The 13,286-nt window shown below is 71.5% G+C and carries 10 protein-coding genes and 1 riboswitch; of the genes, 5 read left to right on the forward strand and 5 right to left on the reverse strand.

Annotated features, from left to right (window positions below):
• Positions 1-153: 153 nt before the first annotated feature.
• Positions 154-570 (reverse strand): cobalamin B12-binding domain-containing protein, encoded by a 417-nt coding sequence (locus ABZ876_RS02875; RefSeq protein WP_234513354.1) that lies wholly within the window; start codon positions 568-570, stop codon positions 154-156.
• A 613-nt stretch (positions 571-1,183) separates the two neighbouring features.
• Between ABZ876_RS02875 and ABZ876_RS02880 the strand changes: the two genes are divergently transcribed.
• Both ABZ876_RS02880 and ABZ876_RS02885 read left to right on the forward strand, forming a co-directional pair.
• A complete protein-coding gene (locus ABZ876_RS02880) occupies positions 1,184-2,044 on the forward strand; it encodes an alpha/beta fold hydrolase (protein WP_361773281.1) in 861 nt (286 codons plus the stop codon).
• Between the two features lie 209 nt (positions 2,045-2,253).
• Complete coding sequence (locus ABZ876_RS02885; RefSeq protein WP_361773284.1) at positions 2,254-3,870, forward strand: peptidoglycan DD-metalloendopeptidase family protein; 1,617 nt, start codon at positions 2,254-2,256, stop codon at positions 3,868-3,870.
• Between the two features lie 84 nt (positions 3,871-3,954).
• Here ABZ876_RS02885 and pcrA read toward each other — a convergent pair whose 3' ends face one another.
• Positions 3,955-6,510, reverse strand: coding sequence for a DNA helicase PcrA (gene pcrA / locus ABZ876_RS02890; RefSeq protein ID WP_361773287.1), 2,556 nt, complete (start codon positions 6,508-6,510; stop codon positions 3,955-3,957).
• 252 nt (positions 6,511-6,762) lie between these two features.
• Positions 6,763-6,931: riboswitch (cyclic di-AMP (ydaO/yuaA leader) on the forward strand.
• 8 nt (positions 6,932-6,939) lie between these two features.
• Between pcrA and ABZ876_RS02895 the strand changes: the two genes are divergently transcribed.
• Together ABZ876_RS02895 and ABZ876_RS02900 are read left to right on the forward strand one after the other, a co-directional pair.
• Positions 6,940-8,163 (forward strand): NlpC/P60 family protein, encoded by a 1,224-nt coding sequence (locus tag ABZ876_RS02895; RefSeq protein ID WP_361773289.1) that lies wholly within the window; start codon positions 6,940-6,942, stop codon positions 8,161-8,163.
• A 111-nt stretch (positions 8,164-8,274) separates the two neighbouring features.
• Complete coding sequence (locus ABZ876_RS02900) at positions 8,275-9,243, forward strand: tellurite resistance/C4-dicarboxylate transporter family protein (RefSeq protein ID WP_361773292.1); 969 nt, start codon at positions 8,275-8,277, stop codon at positions 9,241-9,243.
• Here the strand turns inward: ABZ876_RS02900 and ABZ876_RS02905 are convergent.
• Positions 9,221-9,574, reverse strand: a complete 354-nt coding sequence (locus ABZ876_RS02905; protein WP_361773294.1) for a hypothetical protein — start codon at positions 9,572-9,574, stop codon at positions 9,221-9,223. The two genes, ABZ876_RS02900 and ABZ876_RS02905, sit on opposite strands and share 23 nt — an antisense overlap.
• A gap of 444 nt (positions 9,575-10,018) precedes the next feature.
• On the opposite strand from ABZ876_RS02905, the gene ABZ876_RS02910 reads away from it, so the two are divergent.
• Positions 10,019-11,086 (forward strand): NlpC/P60 family protein, encoded by a 1,068-nt coding sequence (locus ABZ876_RS02910; protein ID WP_361773297.1) that lies wholly within the window; start codon positions 10,019-10,021, stop codon positions 11,084-11,086.
• A 38-nt stretch (positions 11,087-11,124) separates the two neighbouring features.
• Here ABZ876_RS02910 and ABZ876_RS02915 read toward each other — a convergent pair whose 3' ends face one another.
• Together ABZ876_RS02915 and ABZ876_RS02920 are read right to left on the reverse strand one after the other, a co-directional pair.
• The gene (locus tag ABZ876_RS02915) at positions 11,125-11,850 is read right to left on the reverse strand and encodes a response regulator transcription factor (RefSeq protein WP_361773300.1); all 726 of its coding nucleotides are present in this window, start codon (positions 11,848-11,850) and stop codon (positions 11,125-11,127) included.
• Entirely contained in the window at positions 11,847-13,139 is a 1,293-nt protein-coding gene (locus ABZ876_RS02920; protein ID WP_361773303.1) for a PspC domain-containing protein, read from the reverse strand. The genes ABZ876_RS02915 and ABZ876_RS02920 overlap by 4 nt, the downstream gene beginning before the upstream one ends.
• Positions 13,140-13,286 lie beyond the last annotated feature (147 nt).

Consider the following 13,286-nt stretch of genomic DNA (forward strand, 5'->3'; position numbering starts at 1 on the left):
CCGAATGCAAGCCGGCGCATCGGCCGACGCCGCCCCGACGGCCGACCGGCCGACGCCCCGACGGTGGACCGACGCCACCCGACGGCCGACGCCCCGACGGCCGACCGGCCGACGCTCAGACGGTGGACCGGCGACGCTCTACCTACGGAAGGGTCACGCCCCGGCCGGCTGGCGTACGTTCGCCCGTACCCAGTCCACGATCGACGCGGTCGTCGCCCCCGGCGTGAAGATCTCCGCGACGCCCTTCTCCTTGAGCAGGGGAATGTCCGCCTCCGGGATGATCCCGCCGCCGAAGACCAGGATGTCCTCCGCGTCGCGCTGCTTCAGCAGTTCGATCACCGCCGCGAACAGCGTGTTGTGCGCGCCGGACAGGATCGACAGCCCGATGGCGTCGGCGTCCTCCTGGATCGCCGTGTCGACGATCTGCTCAGGCGTCTGGTGGAGCCCGGTGTAGATGACCTCCATGCCCGCGTCACGCAGCGCCCGCGCGATCACCTTGGCCCCGCGATCGTGGCCGTCGAGCCCCGGCTTGGCCACCACCACGCGGATCGGACCGGCTGCCACACCCATCACTGCCTCCATGAAGCGACTACTCCACCCTGTACCGATGTTGCGCCCTGCCGCCACATCACCGCACCGGCGCGAACGCAGGGGCCGCGGGCCCCCACGGTGCAGGCGTCCCGCGCCGTACCGGCCCGGGAAGTGAACGAACGTTATCGCCAGCATCCCGCAACCGGCAGTTTCGCGGTGGTGACCGAGGGGGAAATCACACAATGGGACACGTTCGCCGCGCAGGGTCCCCCCTCCCCGCGGCACACGCGCCGCGGATCAGCGGCTCGCGCGCCGTGGTCCGAGGGGATCATGCGCACGGAGAGCCGCTGCAAGGCGGCCTCGCCACCGCCGGCCGGGCGCCGGGTGGCGGGCTCGCCGGCGAAAGGATTGCAAGGGCACGACAGCGGGAGCCGCACCCGTACGAGGAGGACGGGAACCGCATCACGCGGACGGCGGAAAGCGTCACTCGTCACTCCGACGAGAAGCCGTCCGCCGCGCCATCGGCTCATGCGCCGCATCCGCGGTACGGCCGTTCACACGGCATCTGCCCCGCAGACCCCCGCCCCACGGCTTTCCACTAGGGCACACGGGGGACAGAGGCGTCCTCACGTGCGCCGACGGGAGGTCGGCCATGATGGTCTCGCGGGCAGTGCAGCCCTTCCTGCCGCTGTGCCAGCGCATGTTTCCCGGCAGGCTCGCCGGTCTCTCCATGGCCCTGCTGAAGGCGACCGCTCTGGAGCTCGCGATCCTCGCGGGACATCTGCTGCTCTACCCCTCCGGGATCATCCAGGAGCGCCACTCCAGCGCGCTCTCTCCCCCGCCGGACGCCGCGACGCTGCCGACCGAGGCCAAGCCCCCGGTCATCCTGGTCCACGGGTTCATCGACAACCGCTCGGTCTTCGTACTGCTACGCCGCAATCTCGCCCAGCACGGCCGGCAGCACATCGAGTCACTGAACTACTCTCCGCTGACCTGTGACATCCGCACCGCGGCGAAACTGCTCGGCCGGCACATAGAAGAGCTGTGCGAGCGCACCGGACAGCCGCACGTGGACGTCGTGGGCCACAGCCTGGGCGGACTGATCGCGCGGTACTACGTACAGCGCCTCGGCGGCGACCTTCACGTCCGTACGCTCGTCACGCTGGGCACGCCCCACTCCGGCACCCGGGTCGCGCCGCTCGCGAACGCACACCCCATCGTCCGCCAGATGCGCCCCGCCTCCGAGCTGATCCAGGAGCTGCGCGAGCCGGCCCCCGGCTGCCGCACGCACTTCGTGAGCTTCTGGAGCGATCTGGACCCGCTGATGGATCCGCTGGAGACGGCCTGCGTCGACCACCCGGACCTGCTGGCGCACAACATCCGGGTGAGCGGCATCGGCCATCTGGCCCTGCCGGTCCACCCCGCGGTCGCGACGGGGATCCGGCAGGCACTGGACCTCGCGCAGCCGGCCGCACCGGCGGACGCTCCCACGGGTGGCCTGACGGTGGCGTGACGGCCACTCCGACACTTCCGGTCACCCCCTTACTGTCGAACGTTCATCGAACGCAAAGCCAAAGCCTTGCCCGGGGACCGCCGAAACACGGTCGATTGCCCGTTTCCTGCCCGAGGGAAACCTGCGGAAGATTGTCGCGCCCGCGTACCGCCGGGTACAGTCGCCGCACTGCTCTGCCAGCCCCTGCTGCCGAGGCGAAAGAGAAGTTGGTGAACGACCGTCACCCGTCGGGGACCGCAACTCCCCCGGCTCCGGCCCCCGATGCGGCCTCGGCGCACTACGCGTCGTACGGCGGGCAGGGCGGCCAGTACGGTGAGTTCACCGAATACACGTCGCATGCCGACCCCGCCGCGACGGCGTACGGCGTCGGGGGCCACACGGCCACGGCCTTCTCGGCCGATCCCCTCTTCGGTGACCTCCCGGGGGGCGGTGCGACCGGCTCGTACGACACCTCCCACTGGGGGACCGGCAGCCACGCCTCGCTCGGCGCGGACGGCCACCAGATGTACGGCACCGGCACGCACGAGACACTCCACTACGACCCGTACGCCGCCCAGCACCACGCCTCGTTCGACACCGGCAGCCATGACACGGCCGGCTGGGGCATGGGGTACCAGCAGGTCGTCGGCATCCCCACGCAGGCCGGACCCCCCGATGCCACGGGCCAGTGGGACGCACACGCCTGGCTCGAGGCCGGCCAGTCCGCCGACGGGACCCAGCAGTGGGACTGGGGCACACAGACGTTCGACACGGGGGCGTACGACGCCACCCAGTGGAACTCGGGCGGCATCGCCGAGCACGCGGCGCACGACCAGCAGACACCGACCACGGCGGCGACGCACCTGCACGGGGGCGAGTCCTTCGACGGGACCGAGTCCTTCGAGCAGCCGGCGACACAGGTCTTCGACACCGCGGAGGCCTTCGACCAGTCGGGCACCGCCGCCTTCGAACAGCTTCCGTACGAGCAGCACGCCCTGGACGACACCGACTTGGCGTCCCTGCGTGAGCAGTCCGACGACGCGCCCCTGCTCGACGACCAGGAAGAGATCACTCCCGTGCCGGCCTCGCGTGCCGCGTCCCGCACGGCCGGCCGGTCCCGGCGCCGTAGCCCGGCGAAGCGCTCCGCGCTGCTGACGGTCGCCGTGCCGTCGGCGTGTGTGATGGGGGTGGCCGGGATCGCCGCCGCCACGGTCGGCGTGGGCGGCAGCGGCGGCAAGGAGACCACGGCGAGCGCGTCGGATGCGGTGCCGGTGGTGCCGTCCGCCGCGAACACCAAGCTGGACTCGCAGCTCGAGAACCTCTCCGCGGGCGCGAACGACTTCGCGGACCGGGCGAGCCGTACGCAGGAACGTATCGACCTCAAGGCCCAGCAGGTGGCCGAGAAGAAGAAGGCGGCGGCGGAGGCGGCCCTCAAGGAGCGGCTGCGCCCGAAGTTCGTACTGCCGGTCATGCAGCGGGGGCTCAGCGCCTACTTCGGCCAGGCCGGGGTCAACTGGATGTCGGTGCACACCGGTATCGACTTCCCCGTGTCGTACGGCACGACGGTCATGGCCGCGACCGACGGCACGGTCCGCACCCAGTGGAACAGCGCCTACGGCAACATGATGATCGTGACCGCGATGGACGGCACGGAGACGTGGTACTGCCACCTCTCCAGCTACCGAGTCCCGTCCGGGACGACCGTGAGGGCCGGCCAGCCGATCGCGTACTCCGGCAACTCCGGCAACTCCACCGGTCCCCACCTGCACTTCGAGGTACGGCCGAGCGGGGGCGCCGCGATAGACCCGCTGCCCTGGCTGCGCAGCCATGGGCTGAACCCCACCTGACCGACCCGCCAGATCGACGCGCGGCCGGGCCCCCGCCCTTCGGCGGGGGCCCGGCCGTCGCGGTCTACCGGTTGCCTACCGGCTCTACAGCTTCTCCACCGGCGCGTACCGCAGCAGGAGCCGCTTCGGCTTCGTGTCGCCGAAGTCGATAGTCGCCTCCGCGTTCCCGCCCGTGCCCTTCACGCCGACCACCGTGCCCAGACCGAACTGGTCGTGGGTGACGCGGTCGCCGACCGCCAGGGAGACCACCGGCCTCTCCGTCGCACCGCCCCGGCGGGTGGCGAAACCGGAGGCGCCCGCGGCCGAGGACCGCGACCGGGACGACGACAGCGACGACGACAGGGAGGCCGCCACACCCGAGACCGGACCCGAGGAGGGGGTACCGGAGGATGCGCCCGTCCGCTTCCACTCCACGTGCTGGTCCGGGATCTCCTCCAGGAAACGTGAGGGCGGGTTGTACGAGGGCTGGCCCCAGGCGCTGCGCATGGCGGACCGGGTGAGGTAGAGCCGCTCCCGCGCGCGGGTGATGCCGACGTACGCCAGGCGCCGCTCCTCCTCGAGCTCCTTGGTCTGGCCGAGCGCACGCATGTGCGGAAAGACGCCGTCCTCCATGCCGGTAAGGAAGACCACCGGGAACTCCAGGCCCTTCGCGGTGTGCAGGGTCATCAGCGTGATGACGCCGTTGCCCTCCTCCTCGTCGGGGATCTGGTCGGAGTCGGCGACCAAGGCGACCTGCTCCAGGAAGTCGGCCAGCGTGCCCGCCGGGGCCGGTGCCTCCGCGGTCGCCGCGCCTTCGCCGCGCTCCTGCTCGAACTCCAGGGCCACGGCGGCGAGTTCCTGGAGGTTCTCGATACGGGTCTCGTCCTGGGGGTCGGTCGAGGCCTGGAGTTCGGCCAGATAGCCGGTGCGTTCCAGGACGGCTTCCAGGACCGTGGCCGGGCCCACGCCCGACTCCACGATGGTCCGCAGCTCCTCCATCAGCGCGTTGAACCGCTTGACGGCGTTCGTCGAGCGGGCCGCCATGCCGTACGCCTCGTCCACGCGGCGCAGGGCCTGCGAGAAGCTGATCTTCTCCCGCTGGGCCAGGGCGTCGATCATCGCCTCGGCGCGCTCACCGATGCCCCGTTTCGGCACATTCAGGATGCGCCGCAGCGGAACGGAGTCCTCCGGGTTCGCCAGCACCCGCAGGTAGGCCAGGACGTCCCGGACCTCCTTGCGCTCGTAGAAGCGGACGCCGCCGACGACCTTGTAGGGCAGGCCGACGCGGATGAAGACCTCTTCGAAGACACGGGACTGGGCGTTGGTGCGGTAGAAGACGGCGACGTCGCCCGCCTTGGCCTCGCCCTGGTCGGTGAGACGGTCTATCTCGTCGGCGACGAACTGCGCCTCGTCGTGCTCCGTGTCGGCGACATAGCCGGTGATCCGCGCGCCCGCGCCCGCATGGGTCCACAGGTTCTTGGGGCGGCGCGACTCATTGCGTTCGATGACCGCGTTGGCGGCGCTCAGGATCGTCTGCGTGGAGCGGTAGTTCTGCTCCAGGAGGATCGTGGTGGCGTCCGGGTAGTCCTCCTCGAACTGGAGGATGTTGCGGATGGTGGCGCCGCGGAAGGCGTAGATCGACTGGTCGGCGTCACCGACGACGCACAGTTCGGCGGGCCGCAGGTCGTCCTCGCCGGGCGGTACGCCCCCGGGGCGGTCGCCGGCCGCCGGGCCGACCAGCTCGCGGACCAGGGCGTACTGGGCGTGGTTGGTGTCCTGGTACTCGTCGACGAGGACGTGGCGGAAGCGGCGGCGGTAGTGCTCGGCGACGTCCGGGAAGGCGCGCAGCAGGTTGACCGTCGTCATGATCAGGTCGTCGAAGTCGAGTGCGTTCGCCTCGCGGAGCCTCGACTGGTAGAGCGCGTACGCCTGGGCGAGGGTCTTCTCGAACCCTCCCCCGGACTCCGTCTGGGAGGTGCCCCCGGCGACCTGGGCGGCGAAGTCCTCCTCGTCGATCAGCTCGTTCTTGAGGTTGGAGATCTTGGCGCTGAACGACTTGGGCGGGTACCGCTTGGGGTCGAGGTCCAGGTCGCGGCAGACGAGCGCCATCAGACGCTTGCTGTCGGCGGCGTCGTAGATCGAGAAGGAGGACGTGAAGCCGAGCTTCTTGCTCTCGCGGCGCAGGATGCGGACGCACGCACTGTGGAAGGTCATCACCCACATCGCGTTCGCGCGCGGGCCGACGAGCTGCTCGACGCGCTCCTTCATCTCGCCCGCGGCCTTGTTGGTGAAGGTGATCGCGAGGATCTGCCCGGGATGGACGCCGCGTTCGCCCAGCAGATAGGCGATGCGGTGTGTGAGCACACGGGTCTTGCCGGAGCCGGCGCCGGCGACGATGAGCAGCGGGGAGCCGGCGTGCACGACCGCCGCGCGCTGGTTCTCGTTCAGCCCCTCGAGCAGCGCCCCCGGGTCGAGCGCCGGGCGGGGAGCACCGTCGCGGTAGTAGGAGTCCCGGACCGGCGGCAGGTCGAACCGACCGCCGAACAGATCGTCCGGAACCCGCTCCGGAGCGTGATCGTCGTCGGGCGGCGGGGGCTCCTCCTCATGGGCCGGGGTGGCCTGGAGGTCCGCCAGGAAGCTGTCGTCAAAGAGGCTGCTCATCGCTCTCCGAGTCTAGGGCGCCCCGCCGACAACCGGCCGCCGTCCCGAAAACTCGGCGCCCCCGACCCGGGCGCGGCCCGGCGTCACCGTCCGGACGCGCCCGTTCACGGTCCGCGCTCGACGAGGGTTTCCGGGAGTCGAGACCACGAAAACGTATCGGGCATATCGCACCTCAACCTTCACAGGGGCCACAGGAGTTGGCTACCGTGCCGGGCAGGCCGTACGACCCCCACCGGCGAAGGTCGCCGGGCCGCGCGGCCTCTGCCGAATCCGGTGCGCCCCATGGCAGCCGGAGCCGGGGACCCACCCGACCTGGGGTGAATCGGTCGACCGCCCCGTGGGGCACGGCCGTAGGGCACACCTTCCGGAACCACCCGCCCGAACCCGACAGCTAACCCGGTAGGCGGAGTACGGAAGGAGACGCCTCTCATGGCGCCGCACCGCAAGTCCCGCCCCTCGGGCCCCCGCATCGCGGGCATACGGACCCCCGCCCTCGCGACGGCGGCCCTCACCTCCATGGCGCTGCTCTCCCAGACGGCGCAGGCCGCGCCCTCCGCCGACGGCCGACCCAGCGTCGAGGAAGTCGAGAAGAAGGTCGACGACCTCTACCGCCAGGCGGAGTCGGCCACCGACAGATACAACGCGGCCAAGGAAAGGACCACCAGGCAGCGCCAAAGTGTCGACACGCTCCTCGACGACGTCGCCCGGCGCACGCAGAAGCTCAACGACGCGCGGGAAGAGCTGGGTTCGTTCGCCGCCGCGCAGTACCGGACCGGGGCCGCGGCCCCCGACACGGCCACTTTCCTGCTGGCCGACAGCCCCCAGGACTACTTCGACCGAACCCAGCTGATGAGCCGGCTCACCAGCCGTCAGAAGGAGGCGGTCGACCAGTACGTCACCGACCAGGCCGCGACGATGAGGAAGCGGCAGGAGGCCACCGACAGCCTCCGGTCGCTCACCGAGTCGCAGGCGGCGCTGCGGTCCGCCAAGACGGACGTCCAGAAGAAGCTGGCCGACGCGCGGCAACTGCTGTCCGAGCTGACCGCGCAGGAGAAGGCGCGGCTCGCCGCGCTCGAGAAGCGGAAGCAGGAGGAGGCCCGGCGCCAGGCGGAGGCGCTGGCCCGGCGGCAGGCGGCCGCGCAGCCGGAGCAGCCGTCACCGAGCCCGACGACCGGCGCCTCGAGCCCCACGACCGGCGCCTCGAGCCCGACGACCGGCACGTCGAGCCCGACGACCGGCACGTCGAGCCCGACGACCGGCTCGCAGGGATCCTCCGCCGCGGACTCCTCGTACGCGACGAAGGCCGCGAAGGCCCTCGCCTTCGCCCGCGCGCAGATCGGCAAGCCTTATGTGTGGGGAGCGACGGGCCCCGGGTCATACGACTGCTCGGGCCTGACCCAGGCCGCGTGGAAGGCCGCCGGGGTGACGCTTCCACGCACCACGTACGACCAGGTGAACGCCGGCACGACGGTGCCGCTCTCCGAGGCCCAGCCGGGTGACCTGGTCTTCTTCTACGACGACATCAGCCACGTCGGCGTCTATATCGGCAACGGCATGATGATCCACGCCCCGAAGCCGGGTGCCTACGTGCGCGAGGAGTCGGTCTACTACGGCGGCGCGTCGATCATCCACAGCGTGGTGCGACCCGCCTGAGACCGGCGGCGCGGGTGCCGGTCGGGCAGGACGCGCGCGTGGGGTTGTTTTCGGGGTTCACGCGCGCGTGCCCCGTACGCAAGCCGTGTGCGCGTCCCTAGCATCGGGCGCATGTCTGGCTCCTTTGCGCTCCGCACCTGGTGGGCGCAGCGTCCGCCCGCCACCGGGGCCGCCGCGTTGGCGACCGGCGTTCTGTCGGTCGGGCTGCACCAGACCGGGTACGAGGTCCTCTCGCGTGTCCTTTTGGCACTGGCGGCCGCCGCCTGGCTCGGAATGGCAGCCGACATCGCCGTACGGCTGCTGCGGGGCCGCCCGGAATGGCCCGTCGGCTCCCCGGCCGCGCTCACCGTGGTCCCGGCCACCACCATGCTGGGCACCCGGTTCGCCGCCCTGGACCGGCCCCAGCTCGCCGAGGCCGTCCTCGTGCTGGGCTTCGGGCTGTGGGTTGTCCTGGTCCTCCTGGTCGTACGGAACTGGGAGCGCGGTATGCCCGGGGCGGTGTTCCTCGGATGCGTGGCGTTGGAGGGGATCGCGGTGCTCGGGGCGGTGCTGGCCGCGAGCCTGCGGGTGGCCTGGCTCGCCCACACCGCGCTGGTGCTCTTCTGGCTCGGCCTCGCCTTCTACGTGGCCGGGCTGTGGTGCTTCGACCGGCGGCAGGTGGCCGCCGGCACGGGCGACCACTGGATGGCGAGCGGTGCGCTCGCCCTCTCCGCGGTGGCCGGGGCGCGGCTGATCGCCGCCGCCGGCACCGGCCTGTACCTGTGGAACAAGGACGACAACACGGTCCTGCGGAGCGTCACCATCGCCCTGCTCGCCCTCGCCTTCGTCTGGTACTGCGTGCTGGCGGTGGCCGAACTGCTCCGGCCGCGCACCGGCTACGACGTACGGCGCTGGCCGACCGTCTTCTCGATGGGAACGATGGCGGTGGCGGCGCTGTCCGTCGCCGGCCCCCTCCGGGCGGCGTGGCTGCGCGGTCCCGGCGAGGTGCTGCTGTGGATCGCGGTGGCCGCCTGGTGTGCGGTACTCGTGGGAGCGGTCAAGTCCCTCGCGGACGGCGTCAGGTCCACAGCACGGCGATGAAGACGTTCGCCGTGGTCAGCGCACCGACCAGGGCGAACAGGGGCTTCTCGACCTGCTCCTCGTCGCGCTTCACGTAGACCAGGCCGAGGATCACGATCAGCAGGGCCAGCTTGACCCCGATCTTGATGGTGTTGACGTGGTGGTGGTCCGCCTGGTTGAGGCCGACCAGGGCCATGCCCGTGACCAGCATGGTCAGTGCGCCGTGCAGCATTCCGGGCACGAAACGGGCCGTGCCCCGGCCCATCGCCTTCATCTGGGTGAGGAAGCCGCCGAGGAGCGCGGCTATCCCGACGATGTGCAGGCCGACGAGGAGATGGATGAGTACGTCCATGGAGTCGGAGCCTAGTGAGGGGCGCGGAGGGCTCGGACACCGGCCCACGCGGTGTGACGGCGCTCGCACGGCCGGCCTCAGGGGCGACCGGGCGGCGCATATATGCGCCCTATAGCACTACGTCGTGTCGCCGTGCCCCGGAAATGGCCGCAACGGTCACCACACAGCGTGAAGTCGGCGGCCTAGCAGCGGGATCACGGTCACATACGGTCACCGTCAGTCTGGTCGAGCCACTTCCGTACATTGCGTCACGGGACGGTCACGGTCGGGCTTAACGTCCTCCACCAGGTGACCGGCTCCCCACCGCCGCCCGGGCCAGGGGCGGCCGCCGGACACCCCCGCCGAGAAGGTCCGGCGGCGGCCTGTTCCCCCTGTGCGGGCCGCCGCCGGACGCGTGACACCGCCCGTCGCCCCGGCGGCCGGAGGAAAGGACGTGACGGTCAGGTGGCAGCGCACCGCAAGCCCAGACAGCGTTCGCTCGGCGGGGCCACGGCCCGGACCGCCGCCACGATCGCCCTCGCGGGAGCGGCGTCCGCTGCCGGCTTCGACGGGACCGGACACGCCGAGCCGCCGCTTTCCCCGGCCCAGGCCAAAGCCGAGGTGGACCGGCTGTACCGGGAGGCGGAGGTCGCGACCGAGAAGTACAACGGGATGAAGGAGCAGGCGGACCGGGCCGCGCGACGGCTCAATGCGCTGCGGGACGAGGCCGCTCGCCGCACGGACCGGCTCGACTCCGCGCGCGAGGCGTTGGGCTCGGCCGCGGCGGCGCAGTACCGCGGGGGCGGCATCGACCCGTCGGTGCAGCTCCTGCTCTCCTCGGATCCGGGACGGTACCTGGACGACGCCGCGTTCGCCGAACGGGTCGACGGCCGGCAGGCGGCGGCCGTGGCGAGCGTACGCGCGCAGTTGCGCGAGATCGAGCGGCTACGCGGAGCCGCACGCGTGGAACTGGCCTCTTTGACCTCGCGGCAGGCGGAGCTTCGGCGGCAGAAGCGGACGGTCACCGAGAAGCTGAGCGAGGCACGGCGTCTGCTGTCCCGGCTGACGGGAAGTCAGCTCGCCGAGCTCACCGGGGCCGGCGGCGCGGGGCAGGCGTCACGGTCGGCGGGGCGGGGCCTGCTGGGGACGGTCCCGGCGTCGGAAGCGACCGCGGAGGCACCCGACGGCCGGGCCGCGGCAGCGGTGGCGTACGCGTACGGCAAGCTCGGCAGCCCCTATGTCTGGGGAGCCACCGGGCCCGACGCCTTCGACTGCTCGGGGCTGGTGCAGGCCGCGTACCACTCGGCGGGCGTCTCGCTGCCCCGGACCACATACGCCCAGATCGGCGCGGGCCGCCGCATCCCGCGCTCCGCACTCCTCCCGGGCGACCTCGTGTTCTTCTACTCCGGGGTCAGCCATGTGGGGATCTACGTGGGACACGGCCAGATGATCCACGCGCCGAACCCGTCGGCGCCGGTACGGCTGGCACCGATCGACGAGATGCCGTTCGCGGGGGCCACGCGGGTGGTGTGAGCCCACCACGCCCGGACCGGAATCCGGGCTGCCCGCCGTCAGACCAGTCGGCGTGCCGTCGCCCAGCGGGTCAGTTCATGGCGGTTGGACAGCTGGAGTTTGCGCAGGACCGCAGAGACATGGGACTCGACCGTCTTCACCGAGATGAACAGCTGCTTGGCGATCTCCTTGTACGCGTAGCCACGGGCGATGAGGCGCAGGACCTCGCGCTCACGCTGGGTGAGGCGGTCCAGGTCCTCGTCGACGGGCGGGGCGTCGGTCGAGGCGAAGGCGTCGAGGACGAAACCCGCCAGACGCGGGGAGAAGACGGCGTCGCCCTCCTGGACGCGGAAGATCGAGCCGATGAGGTCCGAGCCGGTGATCGTCTTCGTCACATAGCCCCGGGCGCCGCCGCGGATCACCCCGATCACGTCCTCCGCCGCGTCCGACACGGACAGCGCGAGGAACCGCACCGGCCGCTCGGCGTCCGCCGTCAACGCGGCACAGCGCCGCAGCACTTCGACTCCCCCGCCGCCCGGCAGATGGACGTCGAGGAGCACCACCTCGGGGCGCGTCTCGGTGATCACCGAAACCGCCTGGTCGACGTCCGCGGCCTCCCCGACGACCTCGACGCCGGTCCGCTCGGTCTGTCCGATCTCCGCCCGGACGCCCGTACGGAACATGCGGTGGTCGTCGACGAGCACGACCCGCACGCGCCGCTCCGCCGTGCCCCCGCCCGCGCGCTCCGGCTCCACCGGGCCGGCCGGCTCGTTCGCGTCGCTCATGTCGTACTCTCCGCCCTCTCCATCTCCAGTTCGACCTCCGTGCCGCCGCCCGGCACCGCGCGCAGCCGTGCCGTGCCACCGTTGCGCTCCATACGGCCGATGATCGATTCTCTGACACCCATGCGGTCCGCGGGTATCGCGTCGAGGTCGAAGCCGGGGCCGCGGTCGCGGATGGACACGAACACGGTCTTTCCCTCGACCTCGGCGTAGACCTGGACGGCGCCGCCCTCGCCACCGTACTTGGCGGCGTTCACCATCGCTTCGCGCGCGGCCTGCATCTGTGCGCTCGTCCGGTCGTCGAGGGGGCAGTCGCCGACGACGACGACCTCGATGGGAACGCCGTGCTTGTCCTCCACCTCCGCCGCGTTGCGCCGGACCGCCTCCGCCAGGGTGCTGGGCTCCTCGTCCTCGTCCTTGCCGGTGCCTTCCGGTTTGTAGAGCCAGGCGCGCAGGTCGCGCTCCTGGGCACGGGCGAGACGGCGCACCTCGCCCGAGTTCTCCGCATTGCGCTGGATCAGGGTCAGGGTGTGCAGCACCGAGTCGTGGACATGGGCGGCGACCTCCGCGCGCTCCTGGGCGCGGATGCGCATCAGGCGCTCCTCGGACAGGTCCTGGGACATGCGCACGAGATACGGCCCGGCGAGCAGCGCTATACCGACGAGGACCGCGAGCGCCGCCTGGAGGACGGACCCGAGGTGGGCCGCGGAGCCTTGCAGTACGAAGATGCCGGAGACGCCCGCCGTGACGAGCAGGACACCGGCCGCGGCTCGCAGCAGGGTGAGGGTGCGGCGGCGGCCGCCGACCTCCATCCAGCGGGCCCGCCGTGCGTTGTCCGCCTGGCGCCAGACCAGGGCGACGCCCGCCGCGACGAGGACGGCCGGTATGAGATACGCCTTTGCGGCGCCGCCGAGGTTCACACTGCCGACGAAGGTCAGCGCCACGACGACCATGAGGAGCAGGGCGACGATCTGACCCCGGTCGGGTCTGCGGGCAACCAGTCTGCGACGTCCGTCGGGCGAGGTTTCGGTGCCGACCAGGGAGGGGGAGCGGCGGTCGTCGACGCCGCCGACACCGAGCGGGACGAAGAACCAGAACGAGGCGTACAGCAGCGCGCCCAGGCCGTCCGCCGTCATCAGGCCCACGAACACGAGGCGCACCCAGATCACGGGGAGCCCGAGATGCCCGGCGAGCCCCCGCGCCACTCCCCCGAGCCAGCGTCCGTCGCTGCTGCGGTAAAGCTTGCGCGGGGGCCGTGGGTCGGCGAGAGGCACTCCTGCGGCGTCCGGCATGCCATCGATGGTCACACGAGTGGCCTGCCCGGACATCAGGGTGGACCCCCGAGACTCCCCTGATCTCCGAATCCGTGTGATCGAACGCTTCCCTTGACGGGCGTCAGGGCGGATTTCAGGGTTCGGCCAGGGTCGTCCCGACTGCCG

Origin of the sequence: Streptomyces sp. NPDC046931, assembly GCF_040644655.1 — a bacterium.
Taxonomy (GTDB): Bacteria; Actinomycetota; Actinomycetes; order Streptomycetales; family Streptomycetaceae; genus Streptomyces.

Excerpts from the sequence above, each read along its gene's own strand:
- pcrA (WP_361773287.1), bottom strand. The coding sequence starts at position 6,510 with ATGAGCAGCCTCTTTGACGACAGCTTCCTGGCGGACCTCCAGGCCACC.
- ABZ876_RS02920 (WP_361773303.1), bottom strand. The coding sequence starts at position 13,139 with ATGCCGGACGCCGCAGGAGTGCCTCTCGCCGACCCACGGCCCCCGCGC.
- ABZ876_RS02895 (WP_361773289.1), top strand. The coding sequence starts at position 6,940 with ATGGCGCCGCACCGCAAGTCCCGCCCCTCGGGCCCCCGCATCGCGGGC.
- ABZ876_RS02900 (WP_361773292.1), top strand. The coding sequence starts at position 8,275 with ATGTCTGGCTCCTTTGCGCTCCGCACCTGGTGGGCGCAGCGTCCGCCC.
- ABZ876_RS02915 (WP_361773300.1), bottom strand. The coding sequence starts at position 11,850 with ATGAGCGACGCGAACGAGCCGGCCGGCCCGGTGGAGCCGGAGCGCGCG.
- ABZ876_RS02880 (WP_361773281.1), top strand. The coding sequence starts at position 1,184 with ATGATGGTCTCGCGGGCAGTGCAGCCCTTCCTGCCGCTGTGCCAGCGC.
- ABZ876_RS02875 (WP_234513354.1), bottom strand. The coding sequence starts at position 570 with ATGGGTGTGGCAGCCGGTCCGATCCGCGTGGTGGTGGCCAAGCCGGGG.
- ABZ876_RS02905 (WP_361773294.1), bottom strand. The coding sequence starts at position 9,574 with ATGGACGTACTCATCCATCTCCTCGTCGGCCTGCACATCGTCGGGATA.